Origin of the sequence: Ruania alba (assembly GCF_900105765.1) — a bacterium.
Classification (GTDB): Bacteria; Actinomycetota; Actinomycetes; order Actinomycetales; family Beutenbergiaceae; genus Ruania; species Ruania alba.
In genome coordinates this window covers 803,688-824,142 of sequence record NZ_FNTX01000001.1, presented here as the reverse complement: position 1 = coordinate 824,142, position 20,455 = coordinate 803,688, and the positions used below count along the sequence as shown (strand labels likewise).

General features: G+C 70.4%; 19 protein-coding genes. 9 read left to right on the top strand and 10 right to left on the bottom strand.

The window, feature by feature from the left end; genetic code table 11:
• Positions 1-10: 10 nt before the first annotated feature.
• Both BLU77_RS03835 and BLU77_RS03830 read right to left on the bottom strand, forming a co-directional pair.
• On the bottom strand, positions 11-1,372 hold the full coding sequence (locus BLU77_RS03835; protein ID WP_089771767.1) for a family 4 glycosyl hydrolase: 1,362 nt from the start codon (positions 1,370-1,372) through the stop codon (positions 11-13).
• Positions 1,373-1,424: 52 nt separating this feature from the next.
• Positions 1,425-1,919 (bottom strand): heme-binding beta-barrel domain-containing protein, encoded by a 495-nt coding sequence (locus BLU77_RS03830; protein ID WP_089771766.1) that lies wholly within the window; start codon positions 1,917-1,919, stop codon positions 1,425-1,427.
• A gap of 42 nt (positions 1,920-1,961) precedes the next feature.
• On the opposite strand from BLU77_RS03830, the gene BLU77_RS03825 reads away from it, so the two are divergent.
• The 7 genes from BLU77_RS03825 (at position 1,962) to BLU77_RS03800 (ending at position 9,793) form a co-directional block, all read left to right on the top strand.
• Positions 1,962-3,098, top strand: a complete 1,137-nt coding sequence (locus tag BLU77_RS03825; protein WP_089772954.1) for a PfkB family carbohydrate kinase — start codon at positions 1,962-1,964, stop codon at positions 3,096-3,098.
• Entirely contained in the window at positions 3,095-4,138 is a 1,044-nt protein-coding gene (locus BLU77_RS03820) for an ABC transporter substrate-binding protein (RefSeq protein ID WP_342741441.1), read from the top strand. Before BLU77_RS03825 ends, BLU77_RS03820 begins: the two co-directional genes overlap by 4 nt.
• Complete coding sequence (locus BLU77_RS23030; protein ID WP_342741440.1) at positions 4,135-4,470, top strand: hypothetical protein; 336 nt, start codon at positions 4,135-4,137, stop codon at positions 4,468-4,470. The genes BLU77_RS03820 and BLU77_RS23030 overlap by 4 nt, the downstream gene beginning before the upstream one ends.
• Before the next feature lies 1 nt (position 4,471).
• Complete coding sequence (locus tag BLU77_RS03815) at positions 4,472-5,341, top strand: carbohydrate ABC transporter permease (protein ID WP_175476930.1); 870 nt, start codon at positions 4,472-4,474, stop codon at positions 5,339-5,341.
• A complete protein-coding gene (locus BLU77_RS03810; protein WP_089771764.1) occupies positions 5,338-6,141 on the top strand; it encodes a carbohydrate ABC transporter permease in 804 nt (267 codons plus the stop codon). The genes BLU77_RS03815 and BLU77_RS03810 overlap by 4 nt, the downstream gene beginning before the upstream one ends.
• Positions 6,142-6,205: 64 nt before the next feature.
• Positions 6,206-8,866: a valine--tRNA ligase gene (valS, locus tag BLU77_RS03805; RefSeq protein ID WP_089771763.1), complete on the top strand. Its 2,661-nt coding sequence runs from the start codon at positions 6,206-6,208 to the stop codon at positions 8,864-8,866.
• Positions 8,867-8,887: 21 nt separating this feature from the next.
• The gene (locus BLU77_RS03800; protein WP_089771762.1) at positions 8,888-9,793 is read left to right on the top strand and encodes a quinone oxidoreductase family protein; all 906 of its coding nucleotides are present in this window, start codon (positions 8,888-8,890) and stop codon (positions 9,791-9,793) included.
• A gap of 3 nt (positions 9,794-9,796) precedes the next feature.
• Here BLU77_RS03800 and BLU77_RS03795 read toward each other — a convergent pair whose 3' ends face one another.
• From BLU77_RS03795 to BLU77_RS03780, 4 genes are all read right to left on the bottom strand, one after another.
• Positions 9,797-10,150: a hypothetical protein gene (locus tag BLU77_RS03795; RefSeq protein ID WP_089771761.1), complete on the bottom strand. Its 354-nt coding sequence runs from the start codon at positions 10,148-10,150 to the stop codon at positions 9,797-9,799.
• A 35-nt stretch (positions 10,151-10,185) separates the two neighbouring features.
• Positions 10,186-10,905, bottom strand: coding sequence for a sirohydrochlorin chelatase (locus BLU77_RS03790; RefSeq protein ID WP_089771760.1), 720 nt, complete (start codon positions 10,903-10,905; stop codon positions 10,186-10,188).
• A 101-nt stretch (positions 10,906-11,006) separates the two neighbouring features.
• Positions 11,007-12,029 (bottom strand): glucose-6-phosphate dehydrogenase (coenzyme-F420), encoded by a 1,023-nt coding sequence (gene fgd, locus BLU77_RS03785; RefSeq protein ID WP_089771759.1) that lies wholly within the window; start codon positions 12,027-12,029, stop codon positions 11,007-11,009.
• A 10-nt stretch (positions 12,030-12,039) separates the two neighbouring features.
• Positions 12,040-12,570, bottom strand: coding sequence for a GNAT family N-acetyltransferase (locus BLU77_RS03780; RefSeq protein WP_089772953.1), 531 nt, complete (start codon positions 12,568-12,570; stop codon positions 12,040-12,042).
• A gap of 128 nt (positions 12,571-12,698) precedes the next feature.
• Here BLU77_RS03780 and BLU77_RS03775 point away from each other — a divergent pair, with 128 nt between their 5' ends.
• Both BLU77_RS03775 and BLU77_RS03770 read left to right on the top strand, forming a co-directional pair.
• The gene (locus tag BLU77_RS03775) at positions 12,699-14,306 is read left to right on the top strand and encodes an HNH endonuclease signature motif containing protein (protein WP_089771758.1); all 1,608 of its coding nucleotides are present in this window, start codon (positions 12,699-12,701) and stop codon (positions 14,304-14,306) included.
• 155 nt (positions 14,307-14,461) lie between these two features.
• A complete protein-coding gene (locus tag BLU77_RS03770) occupies positions 14,462-14,866 on the top strand; it encodes a hypothetical protein (protein ID WP_139177578.1) in 405 nt (134 codons plus the stop codon).
• A gap of 137 nt (positions 14,867-15,003) precedes the next feature.
• Here BLU77_RS03770 and BLU77_RS03765 read toward each other — a convergent pair whose 3' ends face one another.
• Genes BLU77_RS03765 through nirB form a run of 4 tightly spaced genes read right to left on the bottom strand, consistent with a single transcriptional unit; the run spans position 15,004 to position 20,397 of the window.
• On the bottom strand, positions 15,004-16,143 hold the full coding sequence (locus tag BLU77_RS03765; protein ID WP_245708653.1) for a uroporphyrinogen-III synthase: 1,140 nt from the start codon (positions 16,141-16,143) through the stop codon (positions 15,004-15,006).
• Positions 16,140-17,360: a uroporphyrinogen-III C-methyltransferase gene (gene cobA, locus BLU77_RS03760; protein WP_089771756.1), complete on the bottom strand. Its 1,221-nt coding sequence runs from the start codon at positions 17,358-17,360 to the stop codon at positions 16,140-16,142. Before cobA ends, BLU77_RS03765 begins: the two co-directional genes overlap by 4 nt.
• On the bottom strand, positions 17,357-17,755 hold the full coding sequence (gene nirD / locus BLU77_RS03755) for a nitrite reductase small subunit NirD (protein ID WP_089771755.1): 399 nt from the start codon (positions 17,753-17,755) through the stop codon (positions 17,357-17,359). Before nirD ends, cobA begins: the two co-directional genes overlap by 4 nt.
• The gene (gene nirB, locus BLU77_RS03750) at positions 17,752-20,397 is read right to left on the bottom strand and encodes a nitrite reductase large subunit NirB (RefSeq protein ID WP_089771754.1); all 2,646 of its coding nucleotides are present in this window, start codon (positions 20,395-20,397) and stop codon (positions 17,752-17,754) included. The genes nirD and nirB overlap by 4 nt, the downstream gene beginning before the upstream one ends.
• Positions 20,398-20,455: the final 58 nt, after the last annotated feature.

The following is a 20,455-nucleotide window of genomic DNA, read 5'->3' as shown; positions in this document are numbered from 1 at the left end:
GGCCGGGCGGTCACGCCTCGGAAAGGACGGCCGCGATGGTCGGGTGGGCGTCGATGTAGGCATCCACCAGGTCACGCGCCACGGCGGCCGAGTCCACCAGCGGGTGCACGGCGAACGCGCGCCACGCCTGCTGCCGGGAGCCGGACCGGGCGGCGGCGATGATGCCCCGGTCCGCGGCCTTGACAGCGGTGACCAGGGCCAGTTCGTCGAGGGCGAGCGGGGTGGCCGGCACCTCGGGGTGAATACCGGTGCCGTCCACCGTGCACGGCACCTCGATCACCGCGTCGTCGGGCAGCGTGGGGATGATCCCGGCGTTGGCGACGTCAAGGATCATCCGGTGCCGCTCACCGGCGAGCAGGGCCGCCATCAGGTCCACGGCGACCTCGTGATACCCGCCCGTCGCGTCGTCCTCCTCGCGTTCGCCCTCCCTGGCCTCGGCCATGTACGTCGCTTCCCGCTCGGCCAGGGTGGCCGACCACACGGCGCGCGGGTCCTCGGCCTCGGCTGCTTCGGCATAGAACCGCTGCTGCTGGTCGTCCAGGAATTCGCCCCGGGTGTGCTGCGCACCGGCGATCCGGGCGGTCGCCTCCCGGGGATAGTCGTAGTAGTAGAGGTACTCGTTCGGCAGCGCTCCCCGGGCACGTACCCAGTCCAGGCCGAGGGTGCGGGCCTCCTCGATCTGCCCGAGCAGGCCGTCGTCGGCGAGCAGCGCGGGCAGCCGGTCCACCCCGTCGACGTGCAGCCCGTGCAGCCAGCCGAGGTGGTTCAGGCCGAGGTAGTCCACCTGTGCCGAGTCCGCGAGCGGGTCCACCCCGAGCACCCGGCCCACCCGGCGCACCAGCCCGATCGGGGTGTCGCAGATGCCGACCACCCGGTCCCCCAGGTGGGTGCGCATCGCCTCGGTGATCAGACCGGCCGGGTTGGTGAAGTTGATCGTCCACGCCTGCGGTGCGAGTGCGGCGATCCGCGCCGCCACATGCTCCATCATCGGCAGGGTCCGCAGGGCGTACGCCAGACCGCCGGGCCCGATGGTCTCCTGGCCGAGCAGGCCCCGCTCCAGTGCCACCCGCTCGTCGAGGATGCGGCCACGGGTGCCGCCCACTCGGATGGCGGCGAAGACCACGTCGGCGCCGGCCACGGCGTCGTCCAGGTCGGTGGTGGCACGCACCCGGACGGTATGCCCGCCCGGGTGAGCTCCGCCGTCGGCGGCCTCGGCCTGACCGGTCACCACCCGGTGCATCACGGCGAGTCGGGAGGCGTCGGCGTCGAAGAGCACCACCTCGGTGATCGGCACCCGATGACGGGCTGCGAGCACCGCGGAGTAGACGAGCGGCACGCGGAACCCGCCACCACCGAGGATCACCAGCTTCATGGCCCTCAACGTATCCCACCGGATCCGCTCACCAGTCCGCTGGCCTGCACCGTCAGACGCGCTGCAGCATCGCCCGCAGATGCGGCTGCAACGGCTGCCCCATCGCGGCCATGTCGTAGCTGTGGACCAGGTCGCCCTCGAGGTTGCGGTAGGTCCGCCTGCCGCCGGTGTAGTCCTTCGCCGACTCCGTGCGGGCGACGGTATCGGTCGCCACCTCCAGCGTGCCGTCCTCGGCCTCGCCGTGCCAGGTCTCGGCGAATCCGGTCAGGTGCGCCATCACCCACTCGACCCTGCCGCCGGGCCGGGCGCGGAGGAAGCCGGTCTCCTGGGCGGCATCGCGGACCTTCGCCCCGGTGTCGTCGACGATCCACGACCGGGCCAGGTAGTGGAAGAACGGGCGACCGTCCTGCTGGAAGGTCAGTTCCTGGCCGAATCGGAAGTGCTCGATCGTCGGGTAGTGACCGTCACCGTGACCGCGCCAGGTGCCCAGCAACCAGGCGATCGGAGCGCAGTCCACGTGCAGGTTCTCGGGGATCTGGAAGGTCATGATCGAGCAAGTCTAGGCGGGGTGGCAGACTCGGGAACCATCATGATGCACGCTTCCGCCCCGGACTCCCGTCCCTTCGACGTCCTCCTCGCCGGCACGGTGTTCTTCGACGTGGTCTTCACCGGGTTCGATCAACCGCCCACACCGGGCACCGAGGTGTGGACGCACGGGATGGGCTCCTCCCCCGGCGGGATCGCGAACCTCGCCGTCGCCACCTCCCGTCTCGGCCTGTGCACGGGCCTGGCCGCCGGGTTCGGGGACGACCTGTACGGGGACTGGATGTGGCAGGTGCTGCGGGACCAGGAACGGGTGGACCTGAGCCGGTCGCGCCGGTTCCACGCCTGGCACACCCCGGTCACGGTCTCCCTGGCGATGGACGATGACCGCAGCATGGTCACCCACGGCCACCCGTTGCCCGACCCGGTCGCGTCACTGCTCGATCCGCCGCCGGCCACCCACGCGGTGCTCGCCGACCTCGGCGACCCGGACGTGCGCGAGGCGAGCTGGTGGCGCACCGCCGCCGCCGATGGCGCGCTCGTGTTCGCCGATGCCGGATGGGACCCGGCCCAGGAGTGGGACCGCCGCATCCTCACCGACCTGGACGGCTGCCACGCGTTCACCCCGAACGCACAGGAGGCGATGGGCTACACCCGCACCGACACCCCGCAGGCCGCCCTGCACGCGCTCGCCGAGTACGTCCCTCTCGCGGTGGTCACCTGCGGTCAGGACGGCGTGCTGGCGATCGATGCGAGCACCGGCGAGGAGGCCCACATCCCCTCGCTCCGGGTGGCGGCGATCGACCCGACCGGCGCCGGGGACGTCTTCGCCGCGTCGTTGGTGCTCGGAACCTTGCGGGCGTGGCCGCTGGACCAGCGGCTGCGCTTCGGTGCCCTGTGCTCCTCGCTCGCCGTGCAGCAGTTCGGCGGATCCCTGGCCGCACCGGGGTGGGGGGACATCGCGGACTGGTGGCGGGACGTGAGTACCCGCGCCGCTGCCGGCGAGCCCGATGCCACCGAGACGGCGCAGGCGTACGGTTTCCTCGAGGGATGCCTGGCGGGGGCGTCGACGCGGCGGGTCCGGCGCGCCGAGGCCACCATCGCCCGGTTCTCCGACGCCGACCGGGTCGCCCCCGACCTCACCCCGCCCACGACCTACCGTCAGGAAGAAGGACAGTCATGACGTCACGACGTCGCCGTCTGCTCACCGCCACGACCGTCACGCTGGCGACGGCGCTCGCGCTCGCCGCCTGCGCCCCAGGCACAGGAACCGGGGAGGAGGAGCCCACCGGCTCCGGCGACACCGCCGAGGTCAGCACTGACCTGGCCTCCCTCGGCGAGGTGACCCTGACCGTATGGGACCAGGAGACCCGCGGCGGCCAGGACGAGCAGATGAGCCAGCTCAACGCCGCCTTCGAGGAGGCGTACCCGAACATCACCATCAACCGGAACTCGCAGTCCTTCGACGACCTGGAGACCACCCTGCGTGGTGCCCTCACCGGCAACGACGCTCCCGACGTGGTGCAGGCGAACAACTCTCGCGGCACGATGGGCGCGTTCGTCTCGGCCGGGCTGCTGCGCGACCTGGGGCCGTACGCCGAGGCGTACGGCTGGGCGGACCGGTTCAGTGAGGATGTGCTGGCCGTCTCGAGCTACTCCCCCGACGGCGTCACGTTCGGTTCGGGGTCGCTGTACGGTCTCCCGCAGGTCGGCGAGGTGGTCGGGGTGTTCTACTCCCGTTCCGCCCTCGAGCAGGTAGCCGGCGAGGACGAGCTCCTGGGCGCCGACTGGGAGGCGTTCACCGGCATGCTCGCCGATGCCGCAGACGCCGGGCTCACCCCGGTCCAGCTCGGCAACATCGAGGGCTGGCCGGCCGGCCACGTCTTCGGCCCGATCCAGGCGCAGCACGTCCCGGCCGAGGAGATCCGTGCGCTCGGGATGGGCAATGCGGGTGCCTCCTGGACCAGTGAGGGCAACGTCGCCGCGGCCGCCGAGCTGATCGAGTGGTCCGAGTCGGGCTACTTCAACGAGGGCCCGAACGGCACCGACTACGACGCTGCCTGGTCGGCCTTCGCCGACGGGGACGGCGTGTTCCTGATCGGCGGCTCCTGGCTGGCGGCCGACCTGGAGGCAGCGATGGGTGACGACGTCGGCTTCGTGGTGCCGACCACTGCGGAGGGGACCCCGCGACCACCGGAGGCACCGGGCTACCGTTCGCGGTGACCGAGCAGAGCCCGAACGCCGACGCCGCCGCCGGGTACATCGACTTCATCACCAGCGACGAGGCGATGGAGGTGCTCGCCGAGACCGGCAACATGCCGGTGAACCGGACCGCCGAGCTCGCCCCGGAGTCCGGGGTGAATGCCGACATCTACGCCGCCTTCGGTGAGGTCACCGAGAATGGTGACCTGTTGCCGTACTTGGACTGGGCCACGCCCACGATGGGCGACACCCTGGGTGCCACTTTGCAGGATCTGATCGGGGGGCAGGCCGACCCCGAGCAGGCCATGGCCACCCTGGAGGAGGATTACGCCGCCTTCACCTCGGGCGGCTGAGGTGAAGCGGCGGCACCCCTGGTACCGCCCGTGGCTGTACCTGGCCCCGGCCCTGCTGGTCTACGGCGCGTTCCTGCTGTTCCCGTTGCTGCGCTCGGCGCAGTTCTCCCTGTTCGCCTGGGACGGGTTGGGGGCGTCGGAGTTCGTGGGTCTGGCGAACTACGCCGATCTGCTCGCCGACCCGGACCTGCGGGCAGCGTTCGGGCACGCCCTGGTGCTGATCGCGTTCTTCGCGCTGCTGCCCCTGGTGCTCGGGCTGGTCACGGCCGCGGTGCTGCGCAGGGGGCGGGTGCGTGGGCTGAGCCTGTTCCGCACCGTGGTGTTCGTGCCCCAGGTGATCGCCATGGTGGTGGTGGCCGTGGCCTGGCGGCAGATCTACGCACCCGACGGCCCGCTGAACAGGGTGCTGGACGCCGTCGGGCTGGACGCGCTCACGCGCGCCTGGCTGGGTGACTACACGTGGACCCTGCCCGCTGTGGGCCTGGTGGGCACCTGGGTGCAGACCGGTCTGGTGACCGTACTGCTGCTGGCCGGGATGAGCCGGGTACCGAACGAGCTGTACGAGGCGGCCCGGTTGGATGGGGCGAGTGCCGTGCGGGAGTTCGTCGCGATCACGCTGCCCAGCGTGCGCGGAGAGATCGCCGTGGCCCTGACCTTGACGATCGTGGCGGCGCTGAAGACCTTCGATCTGGTTTACGTGACCACCAGCGGCGGCCCGGGCAACTCCACCACGGTGCCCGCCTACGAGGTCTTCCAACGGGCGTTCCGCACCGGTGAGGTCGGTTCGGCGGCGGCGATCGCCGTCACCCTCACCGCCCTGGTGTTCGCCATCAACCTCGTGGTGAACCGCATCGGGAGGGAGCCGCAGTGATCGTCTCCCGGGCCGAACGGGCCATGAACTACGCGGTGCTCATCGTGGCGGCGCTGGCGGCACTGGCGCCGATCGTGCTCATCCTGGTCACGTCGCTGCAACCGGGCAGCAGCCAGAGCGGTCTGCAGCCGTCGAACTACGCTCAGGCGTGGGTGGAGGGTGAGTTCTCGCAGTACCTGGGCACATCGGTGCTCGTCTCGTCCACGGTACTGGCGATCGCACTGCCGTGCGCGGTGCTCGCCGGGTATGCGCTCGGGGCGATCGTCTTCCGCGGGTCCACGCTGGTGTTCGGGCTGTTCCTGCTCGGGATCATGGTGCCGGCGGAGGCCATCGTGGTGCCGCTGTTCTACGACCTGCGCACCCTGGGGCTGACGAACACGCTCTGGGCGGTGGCCCTCCCCCAGGCGGCGCAGTCGATCGCGTTCGGCGCCTACTGGATGCGCACCTACTTCCGCACCGCACCGAGGTCGCTGATCGAGGCGGCCACGCTGGATGGTGCCAGCGAGCGCCGGGTGCTGTGGTCGATCCTGGTGCCGATCGGGCGGCCGGCGATCGTGACGATGACGGTGCTGGTGTTCCTGTGGACCTGGAACGAGTTCCTCATCCCGCTGGTGATGAGCCCGAACGGTGACTTCCGCACGGCCCCGTTGGCGCTGGCACTCTTCCAAGGTCAGCACGTGCAGGCCACCTCCCTGCTGGCGGCGGCCGCGGTGCTGGTGGCATTGCCGGTGGTGATCGTCTACCTGGTGCTACAGCGGCACGTGATCGCGGGGATGCTCGAGGGTTCTGTGCGCGAGTGAGGCGGTGCCGCGGGGCGGGATTGGATTAGCACCCGGGTCCGCCGATCTGGGATGATCGGGCACCATGAGCGAGCAGACCACAAACCGAGCCAGCGCCCCGATCGAGCCCGTCCGCCCGGTCGCGCAGGTACCGGAGAAGCCCTCGCTCGACGGACTCGAAGACCGCTGGTCGCAGCTCTGGGGCGAGCACGGCACGTATGCCTTCGACGGGGACGCTCCTCGCGAGCAGGTGTTCTCCATCGACACCCCACCCCCGACGGCGTCCGGCTCGCTGCACATCGGCCACGTCTTCTCGTACACGCACACCGACTGCCTCGCCCGCTACCAGCGGATGCGGGGCCGTGAGGTGTTCTACCCGATGGGGTGGGACGACAACGGCCTGCCGACCGAACGCCGCGTGCAGAACTACTACGGCGTCCAGGTGGACACCACGCTGGCCTACGAGCCCGGTTTCACCCCGCCGTTCGCCGGAGACGTGCCGAAGAAGCACCGGCCGACGCCGATCTCCCGGCAGAACTTCGTGGAGCTGTGCCTGACCCTGGCTGCCGAGGACGAGAAGAGCTTCGAGCAGGTCTTCCGCTACCTGGGCCTGAGCGTGGACTGGGCGCAGACCTACCAGACCATCTCACCGACCTCGCAGCAGACCTCGCAGCGCGCGTTCCTGCGCCAGCTCGCGCGCGGAGAGGCCTATCAGATCGAGGCTCCCACCCTGTGGGACGTCACCTTCCAGACCGCCGTGGCCCAGGCCGAGCTGGAGGACCGGGAGCGGGAGGGCGCCTATCACCGGATCTCTTTCCACGGGCCAGACGGGCCGGTGTTCATCGAGACCACCCGCCCGGAGCTGGTGGCCGCGTGCGTCGCCCTGGTCGCCCATCCCGACGACGAGCGGTACCAGCCACTGTTCGGCACCTCGGTCACGTCCCCGGTTTTCGGGGTGGAGGTGCCGGTGCTGGCGCACGGGCTCGCCGACCCGGAGAAGGGCGCGGGCATCGCGATGATCTGCACCTTCGGGGACACCACGGACGTGACCTGGTGGCGTGAGCTGAACCTGCCGACGCGCACGATCGTCGGGCGGGACGGCCGGATCCTCGCGGACCCGCCGGAGGCCATCGTCTCCGAGAGCGGTCGGGCCGCCTATGCCGAGCTGGTCGGGCTCACCGTCTTCTCCGCGCAGAAGACGATGGTGGAGTTGCTCACCGCCTCGGGCGACCTGCACGGTGAGCCCCGTAAGATCTCGCACCCGGTGAAGTTCTACGAGCGGGGCGACAAGCCACTGGAGATCGTCTCCTCACGTCAGTGGTACGCCCGCAACGGTGGCCGCGACAGCGACCTGCGGGAGGCGCTGATCAAGCGCGGCAAGGAGCTCGAGTGGCACCCGGGGTACATGGAATCCCGGTACGAGAACTGGGTGGACGGCCTGGCCGGTGACTGGCTGCTCTCCCGGCAGCGGTTCTTCGGGGTGCCGTTCCCGGTCTGGTACCGCCTCGACGAATCCGGTGAGGTGCGCTACGACGATCCCCTGGTGCCGGCCGAGGATCGGCTCCCGATCGACCCGTCCACCGACGTGCCCGAGGGCTACACGGTCGAGCAGCGCGGCGTGCCGGGGGGCTTCGTGGGCGACCCGGACGTGCTCGACACCTGGGCCACCTCGTCCCTGACCCCCCAGCTCGCGGGCCGGTGGGAGCGGGATCCGGAATTCTTCGCCAAGGTCTTCCCCTACGACATTCGCCCGCAGGGGCACGACATCATCCGCACCTGGCTGTTCTCCACCGTGGTGCGCGCGAACGCCGAGCACGACTCGTTGCCGTGGCGCCATGCGGCGATCTCCGGCTGGATCCTGGACCCGGACCGGAAGAAGATGTCGAAGTCCAAGGGCAACGTCGTGACGCCGCTGGGCCTGTTGGAGCAGCACGGTTCGGACGCGGTGCGCTACTGGTCCGCCTCGGCGCGGCTCGGCGCTGACACTGCCTTCGACGAGGGCCAGATGAAGATCGGCCGCCGGTTGGCGATCAAGCTGCTGAACGCGAGCAAGTTCGCGCTCTCCTTCGCCGGTGACGATCCGGTGACGTTGGACCCGGCGGCCGTGACGGAACCGATCGACCGCGCGCTGCTCGCGACGCTGGCAGACGTGGTGGAGACCGCTACTGCTGGTTTCGAGGCGTTCGATCACGCTCGCGCGCTGGAGAACACCGAGTCGTTCTTCTGGACGTTCACCGACGACTACCTCGAGCTGGTCAAGGACCGCGCCTACGGTGGGGAGGCCGCCGGGGTGACGCCCGAGGCGATCGCGAGCGCCCGCGCGGCACTCTGGCTCTCCCTGGACACCCTGCTCCGGTTGTTTGCCCCGTTCCTCCCGTTCGCCACCGAAGAGGTCTGGTCCTGGTGGCGGGAGGGGTCGGTGCACCGCGCGGCCTGGCCGACCTCGGATCTGCTTCGCGAGGCCGCCGCCGATGGCGACCCTGCCCTGCTTCCGGCGGCCGGGACCGCACTGGCAGCGCTGCGGAAGGTGAAGTCCGAGGCGAAGGTCTCCCAGCGTGCGCCCTTCGCGAGCGCCGAGCTGGTGCTCCCGGCCGGTCAGCGTGAGTTGCTCGCAGCGGTGGTAGCGGACCTGCGGGCCGCCGGCCGGGTGAACGGTGACCTGACGCTCGCTGAGGCCACCGACGGCGCTGCGGGCGTACAAGTCCGCGGTGACCTGCTGCCCCCGGAGCCAAAGCAGCCCCGCTAGATCACGACCAATCGGAGCACCATGCGCGCCCTGCAGTACAGCGAGTTCGGCGGACCGGAGGTCCTCACCCTGGGTGAGGCCGAGGAGCCGCATGCGGGACCGGGCGAGGTACGGATCGCCACCGGCGCGGTGGCGGTGAACCCGATCGATGCGACGCTGCGCTCCGGTGCGTTCGCCCCGGAGGGGCGGCGGCTGCGGGCGCCACGGATCCCCGGGTTCGACGCCGCCGGTGTGGTGGACGAGGTGGGCGCGGGGGTGCAGGGCTACGCCGTCGGCGACCGCGTGTTCGGCGCCGGCACATCAGTGACGGCGGAGCGCAGCACCCTGACGGCGTTCGCGCACCTTCCCGACGGCGTGACGTGGGAGCAGGGGGCCGCCGTGGTGACAGTGGCCGAGACCGCGATGCGGATCCTGGACCGGCTCGACGCCCGGGACGGGCAGGTGCTCGTGGTCGACGGGGCCTCCGGTGGGGTCGGGACGGCGCTGGTGCAGTTGGCCGTGCTGCGCGGGCTGACCGTGGTCGGAACGGCGTCGGAAGGCAAGCACGAGCTGGTGCGCCGGCTCGGCGCCCAGCCGACCACCTACGGACCGGGCCTAAGCGATCGGGTGCGTGACCTGGTGGACAATGCGGACGTCGTGGCAGCGGACCTCGCCGGGAAGGGCTCAGCGGCAGAGTTGATCGAGCTCACCGGCGATCCGGCGCGGGTGGTGACGATCGCCGACTTCTCCGGCGACACCGAGGCAGTCGTCTCCGACGGGTCCGAGGGCCGTTCCTGGCACGTGCTGGAGCAGGTGGCCGCGCTCATCGCCGAGGAACGGTTCGAGGTAGTAATCGATCAGGTGCTCCCCTGGACCGACGCGGTCGCGGCGCACACTGCGATCGAGTCGGGGCGCACCACGGGGAAGATCGTGCTGACGGTGGGGTGACGCTCAGCGCTCAGGCCCGGAAGCTGGTTGTCGCCTGGCGAGTTCTGAACGTGAATGAGAGAACATCCATCCCCCGCTCAGAGCTAGTCCCGGACCGAACGCGAGCAGAGTCTCCGCGAGAGTGCCTGGCCATGCGAGCAGCAGGATTCCGCCGACGGCCAGCATTCCCACGCCACCCAGCATTATCACAGCCCCACTGCGCTTCTGCCGCTCGTAGGAGAACTCCCTTGTGAACTGGTCGTCGAACAGGCCGAGGGCATAGAGCAGCGCCAGTACCAGCCACGCGAGGCCGCACACCGCGGCTGCAAGCAATGGGTGGCCGAGCACGAGCAGGATCACGAAACCGACGAGGGCCACCCCTCCCACGGCCTAGGCGACCTTCGCTGAGGCAGTCATCCCTCACCATAGCGATCCAGCACCACGTCCACGAGCTCACGTGCGGGCGGCTCGGTCTCGACCAGCAGCGGCGGGGTGACCACGTCGGCCCCGCACGCGGCGGCCAGGTCGGCGAAGTACCCGGGGGCGAGCAGGTACGTGGCCACCACCACCCGGCCCCGACCCGAGGTGAGGCGACGACGGGCCTGGGCGACGCCGTCGGGAAGTCGCGGCCGTGCCGCGGAGAGGAACGCGGTGGTGACCCGACGGCCCAGGGCCGCCCCGAGCTCGTCCCCCACCTGGAGGCAGTCGGCCACAGCATCGGCATTCGAGGACCCGGCGGCCGCGAGGACCACCTCATCATCCTCAGCCAGACCGGCATCCCGCAGCCGGCGCACCAGGAGCCGTACGAGGCGGGAGTCCGGCCCGAGCGCCCCGGTGACCTGCGCGTGCTCCCGGCCCTCGACAGCCTCGGCAAGGTCGACGTGCACGTGGTACCCGGCCGAGAGCAGCAACGGCACGACCCGCACAGGGCTCATGCCGAGGGCATCCAGGCTGCTCGGCACGTCCGGGGCCTGCACGTCGACGAAGGCAGCCGCCACCTGCACGTCCGGTCGCCGCTGAGCCACCACGTCCACGAGTGCGGCGATCGACTGTTGCCCGGCCACCGAGGACGTCCCGTGCGAGCAGGCCAGCAGCACCGGCGGGTGCGCGGGAGCGGGAAGCTGGTCTGTCATCGTGATCCTCGGGGTGGGGTGATGGTTCACCGTAAGTGCCCGAGGTTTCCACACGGGATCGGCCATGTGACGGGAGTGTCACAGGCGTCTCGCCGACTGAGTCAGCCGGCCGCCCGCAACCGCGGCGCGAGGTCTCGCTCGAACAGTTCCAGGAACCGGCGCTGGTCATGTCCGGGGGCGTGGAAGACGAGGTGATTGAACCCGGCGCGGCGGTAGGCGAGCACCTGCTCGACGGCGTCGTCCGGGTCGGAGGCGACGATCCATCGCTTCGCGATCTGCTCGATCGGCAACGCATCGGCAGCGCGCTCCATCTCGATGGGGTCGTTGATGGAGTGCTTCTGCTCGGCGCTCAGGGACAGCGGGGACCAGAACCGGGTGTTCTCCAGCGCCAGATCGGGGTCGGTGTCGTAGGAGATCTTGATCTCGATCATCCGGTCGATCTGCTCAGGGTCGCGCTCGGCCTTGCCGGCTCCCTCGGCCACGGACGGGAGGAGCTTCTCGGTGTAGAGGTCCATCCCCTTGCCGGAGGTGCAGATGAAGCCGTCGCCGGCGCGGCCGGCGTACCGGGCCACCATCGGACCGCCGGCGGCGATGTAGACGGGGATCCCGCCGTCGGGCTTGTCGTAGATGCTCGCCCCGTGCGTGGAGTAGTACTCCCCCTCGAAGTCCACCCGGTCCCCCGCCCACAGGGCACGCATCAGCCGGACCGCCTCGCGCAGCCGGGCGAAGCGTTCCTTGAACTCGGGCCACTGCTGCTCACCGGCACCGGCGAAACCGGTCGCGATCTCGTTCAGTGCCTCACCGGAACCGACGCCGAGCATGATGCGGCCCGGGTAGAGCACCCCCATCGTCGCGAAGGCCTGGGCGAGCACGGCGGGGTTGTACCGGAAGGTCGGGGTCATCACCGAGGTGCCGATCCTGATCCGCTCGGTGCGTTCCCCGACGGCGGCCATCCAGGCGAGCGAGAACGGGGCGTGCCCACCGTCGTGCCGCCAGGGCTGGAAGTGGTCGCTCACCGCCACCGATTCCATCCCGTGCGCCTCAGCGGCGACGGCCAGCTCCACCAGCTCTCTGGGGGCGAACTGCTCAGCAGAGGCCTTATAGCCCAGGGTCAGCGGCAGCATCTCACGTCCTTCACGATCGGCGGGTGATGTGCGGTGCAACGCTCGGTGCGCCGGGGTTCTTCCGCACCGGGCGGACCCGCCACACCACGGCGAGCGCTGGGATTGCGGATGGGTCCTCGTCGACGTGATCGACCACGAAGCCCTCCCGGTCGTAGAACGCGGCAGCGCGGGTGTTCGCGGCGAAGTGCTCGATCCAGAGTCTCCCGGTGCCGTCCGGTAGTCGTGCCTCGAGGGCCGCGACGAGGTCCGGGCCGATCCCGCGGCCGCGCAGGTCGGGGTGCACGTAGAGCTTGTAGATGACGGTATCGGCCCCGTAGCGGCCGCACTGCGCCACCCCGACGACGGCACCGGCCTCCTCGGCCACCACAATGGTCCGGCGGGCCACGGCGTCTCGCACGTGCTCCGGGCTCCACCAGGTACGGACCTGCGTGTGTGCGGCCTCCGCCCCGATCAGGGGCGTGTAGTGCGGTGGGATGTGCGCCTCACCGAAGGCGCAGATGGCCGGCACGTCCTCGCCGACGGCGTCCCGCACCTGCACCATGCGTCCCAGCATAGGAGGTGGTGCTCTGGCGCTGCCTGGCGATGCGGGGCAGCTCGCTACCGGGCACCGCGACGGCGCATCGTCGCAGGTCAGAGCCAATGTCACACCCTGGTGGAAGACTGGCGAACATGACGACGACAGCTCCCTGGATCCCGGTGGCGGAGGGCCCGCGCGGGCCCCGCGCCCCGCGTGAGGGTGTGCTGACGTCGCTGCGCCGGGCGCGGGAGGCAGCCACGGCGTGGGAGGTGGAGTCGGCACGGTTGGTGGTCAACTGGGTCACCGGGCACCGCGTGGACGATGCCCGCACCGAGGCGTACGTCGGCCACGTGATCGACGTGGACGAGCCGGTGGTGCGGCCCGCACTGGCCGGCATGCAGGCTCCGATGCGGCTGGCCGGGCCAGGGGCGCCGCTGGTGTGGGACCTGGCGTTCTGCGAGCTGGCCGCGACGCTGGCCATGTCGCCGGACGCAGCGCGAGGCTACGTGGGTGAGGTGACCGAGCTGGCGTTCCGGCTGCCGAGGCTGTGGGAGCGGGTGCTCGCCGGGCAGGTGCGGTTGTGGCGGGCGCGAGACGTCGCCCGCAGCACGAGGATCGTGCCTGCCGACGGCGCAGCCTGGCTGGACTCCCAGCTCGCCTCTGTCATCGGGTCCTGTTCCGGGGCCCAGGTGCAGCGGGCGGTTGATGCCGCTCTGGACCGGTTCGACCCGGAGGCCGCCGAGGCCCGTCGACGCGATGCTGCTGAGCACCTGCGTTTCGATATCCATCTGGGTGACGGCGGCGATCTGCCCGGGTCACGCAGCACGACCACGGTCGAAGGAGAGCTCGACACCGCCGATGCGATCGACCTGGACGCGGCGGTGTCCGCGAGCGCCGCGCAGCTGCGGGCGTGCGGATCGGCGGAGAGTCTCGATGCGCGGAGGGCACGGGCCGTCGGTGAGATCGCGCGTCGGGAGTTGACGCTGCCGATCCCTGCCGGGGCGGACGAGACTGACGGCCACACCTCGGAGCATCCGTCGAGCTACCCCTCCGCCGCAGGGCGACGAGTTCAGCTCATCGTGCACCTGAGCGCGGAGGCGCTGGGCGCGACCTTCGCCGGGAGGGGTGACGCGGCCGTGGGCCGGTGCGAGAACACACGCTCCCCTGTCACGGCCGAGCAAATCCGCTCCTGGTGCGGCACACCGGGCACGCGAGTCCTGGTCCGGCCGGTGGTCGACATCGCCGGCCACTCCCCGACCGAGAGCTACGAGATCCCCACCTCGCTGCGCGAGCAGGTCATCACGCGCGACCCACAATGTGTGTTCCCCTCGTGCACCCGACAGGCGCGTCGCTGCGATCTCGACCACATCGTCCCGTTCGAGGACGGCGGAGCGACCTGTGGGTGCAACCTGGCCCCGCTGTGCCGCCGCCATCATCGGGCGAAGACGCATGACAGCTGGGCGTACGTGATGGTCACCCCGGGCACATACCTGTGGACCTCACCGTCGGGAGATCAGCTGCTGGTGGACGGTCGGGGCACGTTCGGTGTCCCGGTCCGCGGGCAACCATGCAGCCATACCGTCCATCGAGACCGACCGGACCCACCGTCCTGGCCACGAGCGCGCTCCGGGGCAGACTCGCGCGAGCGCGCACACCCGTCGCTGAACACGCTGCTCGCCCAGGCGACCGATGCGTCGGTCGAGGCAGCGCGCGGGCGCGCCGAGGCCATCCCGACCGCCGCCGACCCTCCGCCCTTCTGACTACCCCGCCCCACACCCCGCCGAGGTCGATCTCGGCGGGGACGTCGGCGTGTCTAGGGCCGCCGGTAGTCACGGGGACATGGGCGGTAAACCACATACGGTGGGATCACAACGAGTCCAGCACCCAGAGAGATTGCCACCCGGGGGGCCGGCACATGCAGCGAGTTCTTCGCATCGTGGGGGCGTGCATGATCGCGCTCGGCGGTGTCATCAGCCTCATGTCCTACGGCTCCGCACTCAAGGTCGGCCCCGACCTGTTGTGTCAGGAGCGTGCTGACACCGTGCCATCGGATCTCGAGGGGTCGCCCTACACCCACTTGCGTGAGGCGCAGCTGCGCGCCCTGCCTGTCGAACTCACCTGCCGCTGGGACATAGCCGGTCAGGCTGTCACTACGCGAGCGATGATCGACCCGGTCGAGGACGTCGTGTCCGGGATTGCACTGGGTACCGGGATTGCCGCTCTACTCGCGAGCGCTGCGACGGCCAGTCGCCCAGCACGTTCCGATCGATCGAACCTGCAGGCTCGCGATACGGTGCCAGAAGAGTCCGGACGACAATGAGAGGGAGCGACGGATGCGCCGAGGGCACACACGAACGCTGGTAGCGGCGATCGTCGTCATCGCCATGGTCGTCGGTTCCATCGCTTTCGCGTTGATGAACCTGCTCTGACCGACGCGTGCGAACACGGGCCGCCTCGTCAGTTCGTCGATACCTCGAGCCGGTAACCGCGCTTGACCACGGTCTTGATCAGGCCCTTGCCGGCAGCCTCACGCAGCCGGGCGATCGCGACCTCAGCCGCGTGCGGGTCATTCGACTCTCCCGGCAGCACTGCCAGCACCGCTTCCCGGGAGACGACGCCACCGGCCGAGGCGGCCAACAGTCGCAGCACGGCGATCCCGCTCGGTGAGAGCGGCAGCACCTGTCCGTCCAGCACCGCCACCCGGGAGCGGATCTGCAGGATGCCCACCGGTGTACTCAGCGCCACCGTCTCCGCGTGCTCGTAGTGGGCCACGAGCGTGCGCACCAGGGCGCCGAGCCTGCCCCGCTCCGGCTGCAGCGGTGAGACACTGCGATGCTCCAACGGCTTCGCCGTCACCGGCCCTACCGCAGCCGGCACCATCGACCAGTCCCGGAACCTGGCCACCACGGCATCGCCGACGCCTTCGTTCTCGGCAGCGGCGAGCCACGCCTCGGCGCCGGGAGCGGACGTAAACACGACCGCATCGATCTCCCCCGCGGCTGCCGCATACACCGAGGCCCGCAAGGCCTCCGGGTCCGGCGGCGGACCCCACCGGTACACCACCAGGCTGCGCACCTGCGCCCCGGCCTCGGCGAACACCACGTCCAGACCATCCGCACCGGCACCGTGATGCTGCACCGCCACCCGAAGCCCCGCCACCCCCTCACCGAGCAGCACATCGGCGATCTCCGCCGACGTCTCCGATTCAGCCACCCAGTCCGCCGTCAATCCGGCTGCCTGGATCGCCCCGCGCGCTTTCGGTCCCCGGGCCACGATCCGCGAGCGCGCCAGTACCTCCAGCAACGGGTCGGCCAGCCCCTGCGCATCGGCGGCCTCGATCCAGCCACGGAACCCGATCCCGGTGGTCACCACCACCACGTCCGGCCGGTGCTCGATGAGCGCCTGGGTGTCGACGATCAGCTGATCGTCGTCCACGTGCGAGGTGATGCTCAGGGCGGGAGCGTGCCGGATCTCGGCACCCCGCCGGGAAAGGGCCGCCGCCAGCTCGCCTTTGCGCCGGTCGGCGGTGAGTAGCACCGTACACCCTGCCATCACCTGCTGGAGCTGAGCGCGTCCGTCCGTGCCCGCACCGCTCATGTGGGCCCGAGCCGATCGTCGGCGGCCACATCACCGATCACGATGATGGCCGGCGCCGCGATCCCGAGGCGGTGCGCGTCCTCGGTCAGATCGCCCAGCGTGCTGCGAGTGATCCGCTCGGTCGGTGTCGATCCCCGTTCGATCACCGCAGCCGGCGTCTCCGGGGCGGCCCCTGCCGCGAGCGCCTGGTCAGTGATCGACGCCAGCTTGGACACGCCCATCAGGATCACCAAGGTGGCGCTGCGCTCGGCCACGGCCACCAGCGCCGAGGAATCGAGTCCGTCATGCCCGCTGGTCACGTGGAACGAGACGGACGTGCCGCGGTGCGTGAGCGGGATCCCGGCCAGTGCGGGCACCGAGAGTGCGCTGGAGATCCCAGGCACCACGTGCACCGGCACCCCGGCCTCGCGGCACGCGATCATCTCTTCGCCGCCACGGCCGAACACAAACGGGTCGCCGCCCTTGAGTCGCACCACCTGCCGGCCCCGCTGCGCCTGCTCCACGAGGATGTGGTTGATCTCGTGCTGCGGCACCGGGTGGTGCCCCGGCGTCTTGCCCACGTTGATGACCTCCACCCCGGGGGCGAGGTCACTGAGCACATCCACCGGTCCGAGCCGGTCGGCCACCACCACGTCCGCCTCCGCGATCGCGCGCCGTCCGCGCACGGTGAGCAGGTCGACGGCGCCCGGTCCCCCGCCCACGAGCGTCACCTGACCATGGGCCGGGCGGTGCCGGCGTTGATCGCTCCCGGCTCGCAGCAGGTCACCGATCTGGTCCCGCACGGCGGCGACCCGGCGCGGGTCGGCGCCGGCGGTGCTGCGCGAGACGTCGGTGACCACACCCACGAGCAGGTCGCCGGACCGGGTCGTCGCTGGTGTCCGGGCCGTGCCCTGATCCGCGGCGCCGGCGTTGATGCAGAAGATCCGGCGGGCCTCGGCCCAGCCGGCCACCTCGCTGTTCGCCCGCGCGGAGTCGGTCGCGGCGAGCACCAACCACGCGCCGTCCAGATCCGTCTCGGCCACCTCGCGTTCGTGCCAGTCGGTGCGGTCGGGGGCGATCAGCAGCAGGTCGGCGAGGTCCTCGCACACATAGGGTGCCACCACACACAGCCGGGCGCCGTCGTCGAACAACGTCTGGGCACGCCGCGCCGCGACGGGGCCGCCACCGGCGATCAGCACGGTGCGCCCCGCCAGATCGAGGCCGAACAGGGAAGTCATGACTTCACATCCTGCGCCTGTCGGGTGTGAGAAGTCTGCACCCGCACTTCAGCGTCCACCACCTGGACAGGCCAGGTGGGCAGATCGCCGTCCCCGTCGACCGGCTCGTACCCGGCGCGCTCCAGGCAGGCGCCGGTGCGCAGGGAGAAGACCTGCTTGTACAGCGGCCCGGCCACCGTGGGCTCCCCCTGCCGGGTGCCGACGATCCCGCGGGACATCACGTTCGACCCACTGAACGGGTCCCGCTGTGCCACGGCGTACACCGCGTCGTCGGGCATGCGGAATAGCGCCATCTGCACGCCGTCCACCAGGGCGGCGGCGCCGCGTTCGACCGTCAGCTCCTCAAGGCTGCACACGGCGTTCCAGGTCCCTGATGCAGTCGTGGTCTCGCTCATGAACGTACCTCCAAGGTGGCGCCGGCAATCACGACCGGGCGGATCAGGTCCGCAGCCTCCTCGTCCCGTTCGGCGGGGGTCGCCGGGCGGATCTGGCCGCGTTCATTGACGTAGGCCAGGTCAGGGTCGGGCGTCTCGGGAGCGTTCACGAAGGAGCCGAACCGACGCAACTTCTCCGGGTCCTCGAGCACGGCCGCCCACTCGTCCCGGTAGGCGCCCACGTGCTCGGCCATCGCCGCGTCCAGGTCCGCCGCGATACCGAGACTGTCGGACATGATCACGTCGCGCACCCCGTCGAGGCCGCCCTCGACGTCCTCGATCCACGGCGCTGTGCGTTGCAGCCGGTCCGCGGTGCGGATGTAGTACATGAGGAACCGGTCGATCGTGCGAATCAGCTCCTCGGAGCTGAGGTCCTCGGCGAGCAGCTTCGCGTGCCGCGGGGTAAACCCGCCGTTGCCGCCCACATAGACGTTCCAGCCCTTGTCGGTGGCGATCACGCCGACATCCTTGCCCCGCGCCTCCGCGCACTCGCGGGCGCACCCGGAGACGCCGAGCTTGAGCTTGTGCGGTGACCGCAGCCCTCGGTACCGCAGCTCCAGCTCCACGGCCATCGCGACCGAGTCCTGTACCCCGTACCGGCACCAGGTGGAACCCACACAGGATTTCACGGTGCGTAACGACTTGCCGTAGGCGTGCCCGGACTCGAACCCGCGCTCGACCAACCGCTTCCAGATCTGGGGCAGCTGCTCGATCCGCGCACCGAACATGTCGATCCGCTGCCCGCCGGTGATCTTCGTGTAGAGGCCGAAGTCCTTCGCCACCTGGCCGATCACGAGAAGTCCGTCCGGGGTGATCTCGCCACCCGGGATACGCGGCACCACGGAGTAGGTGCCGTCCTTCTGCATGTTCGCCATCACGTGGTCGTTGGTGTCCTGCAGGGTGGCCTGCTCACCCTCGAGGATGTGCCCGTTGCCGAGCGAGGCGAGGATCGAGCCGATCACCGGTTTGCAGATGTCGCACCCGCGCCCCGGGCCGGCGGTCGGGTCGGTGATGTGGCCGAACCGGTCGATGATCTCGCTGAAGGTGTGCAGGTCCGCCACCCGGACGGCGTCGAAGAGCTGCGCACGCGAGAGCTCGAAGTGCTCGCAGAGCGCGTCGGAGACCTCCACGCCGGCCTTCTCGAGCTCGGTAGTGGTGATCTTCTTGACCAGGGGCAGGCAGGAGCCGCAACTGGTGCCGGCCTTCGTGCATCCCTTCACCCCAGCCAGGTCCGTGCACCCGTGCTCTGTCACCGCACCCCGGATGGTGCCGGCCAAGACGTTGTTGCACGAGCACACGGCCGCGTCGTCGGGCAGCTCCAGGCCGGCGAGACCACCGCCCCCGCCACCGTCGGGCACCAGATATGCGGACGGGTCCCCCGGCAGCTCGGAGCCGAGCAGCGGACGCAAGCTGGCATACGGCGATGCATCGCCGACGAACACTCCGCCAAGCAACGTGCGGCCGTCGTCGGATAGCACCAGCTTCTTGTAGATCCCGGCCACCGGGTCTGCGAAGACCACCTCCATCGCACCCTCGGTGCGTCCGAAAGCATCCCCGAAGCTGGCCACGTCCACCCCTTGCAGCTTCAGCTTGGTGGCGGTGTCCGCGCCGGGGAAGGTGGCGTCGCCACCGAGCAGCCGGTCGGCGACCACTTCGGCCATCGCGTACCCGGGGGCGACCAGCCCGATGCATCGCCCCTCGATGCATGCGACCTCGCCGACCGCCCAGACGTGCGGGTCCTCGGTGTGGCACGCCAGATCGACCACGACGCCGCCACGCTCGCCGATCGGCAGCCCGGCCGCGCGGGCAAGCTCGTCGCGTGGCCGCACCCCGGTGGCCACCACCACGACGTCCACATCGAGTCGGCCACCGTCGGCAAAGTCGAGCCGGCCGACGTGACCGGTGCGCTTCGAAGGACGCATCTGCTGGGTCGCGGTGTCGGTGCGCACCGCGATGCCCAGATCGTTGATGAGTCGGGTCAGCGCCTGACCGCCGCCGAGGTCGATCTGGGCGTCCATCAGGTGGGTGCCGAACTGGATCACCGTGGCCTGGGCGTCGAGGGCCTTGAGTGCCCCGGCGGCCTCCAGTCCGAGCAGACCACCGCCGATGACGGCGCCCCGCACTGGACGATCGAAGCGGGCACCCGCACCATCGGCTCGCTTGGCCTCCACCCAGCCGCGCAGTGCGGCGACGTCATCGATGGTCCGGTAGACGAATACGCCCGGCAGGTCGTTGCCCAGGATCGGTGGCATCGCGGCGCTGGAGCCGGTGGCGAGGACCAGCTCGTCGTAGTCCCACACCTGACCGAGCCGGTCGGTCACCTGCTTGGCCTCGCGGTCGATCTCGATGATCCCGCGGTCGCGGTGCAGGCTCACTCTCGGGTCGTCCCACAGTGCTGGGTCACCGAGGGTGAGCTCGTCGGCGTCACGCGCGGAGAAGTAGGACGTCAGTGCAACGCGGTCGTACGGCTTCAGCGGTTCCTCGGCGAACACCGAGACGCGCCAGGTCTCTGCGGTGTCCCGCGCGACGAGCGCCTCCACGAGGCGCTGGGCCACCATGCCGCCTCCGACGACGACGAGGTGCCTCTGCGTGGCTCCGGTCATGAGGTGCGCTCCTGGGGGTCGATCACGTCGGTCCTCTCGGATCCATCGGCTATGTCTG

Coding starts and splice junctions, on each gene's coding strand:
- BLU77_RS03835 (WP_089771767.1), bottom strand. CDS start 1,372: ATGAAGCTGGTGATCCTCGGTGGTGGCGGGTTCCGCGTGCCGCTCGTC.
- BLU77_RS03830 (WP_089771766.1), bottom strand. CDS start 1,919: ATGACCTTCCAGATCCCCGAGAACCTGCACGTGGACTGCGCTCCGATC.
- BLU77_RS03825 (WP_089772954.1), top strand. CDS start 1,962: ATGATGCACGCTTCCGCCCCGGACTCCCGTCCCTTCGACGTCCTCCTC.
- BLU77_RS03820 (WP_342741441.1), top strand. CDS start 3,095: ATGACGTCACGACGTCGCCGTCTGCTCACCGCCACGACCGTCACGCTG.
- valS (WP_089771763.1), top strand. CDS start 6,206: ATGAGCGAGCAGACCACAAACCGAGCCAGCGCCCCGATCGAGCCCGTC.
- BLU77_RS03800 (WP_089771762.1), top strand. CDS start 8,888: ATGCGCGCCCTGCAGTACAGCGAGTTCGGCGGACCGGAGGTCCTCACC.
- BLU77_RS03790 (WP_089771760.1), bottom strand. CDS start 10,905: ATGACAGACCAGCTTCCCGCTCCCGCGCACCCGCCGGTGCTGCTGGCC.
- fgd (WP_089771759.1), bottom strand. CDS start 12,029: ATGCTGCCGCTGACCCTGGGCTATAAGGCCTCTGCTGAGCAGTTCGCC.
- BLU77_RS03780 (WP_089772953.1), bottom strand. CDS start 12,570: ATGGTGCAGGTGCGGGACGCCGTCGGCGAGGACGTGCCGGCCATCTGC.
- BLU77_RS03775 (WP_089771758.1), top strand. CDS start 12,699: ATGACGACGACAGCTCCCTGGATCCCGGTGGCGGAGGGCCCGCGCGGG.
- BLU77_RS03770 (WP_139177578.1), top strand. CDS start 14,462: ATGCAGCGAGTTCTTCGCATCGTGGGGGCGTGCATGATCGCGCTCGGC.
- BLU77_RS03765 (WP_245708653.1), bottom strand. CDS start 16,143: ATGAGCGGTGCGGGCACGGACGGACGCGCTCAGCTCCAGCAGGTGATG.
- cobA (WP_089771756.1), bottom strand. CDS start 17,360: ATGACTTCCCTGTTCGGCCTCGATCTGGCGGGGCGCACCGTGCTGATC.
- nirD (WP_089771755.1), bottom strand. CDS start 17,755: ATGAGCGAGACCACGACTGCATCAGGGACCTGGAACGCCGTGTGCAGC.
- nirB (WP_089771754.1), bottom strand. CDS start 20,397: ATGACCGGAGCCACGCAGAGGCACCTCGTCGTCGTCGGAGGCGGCATG.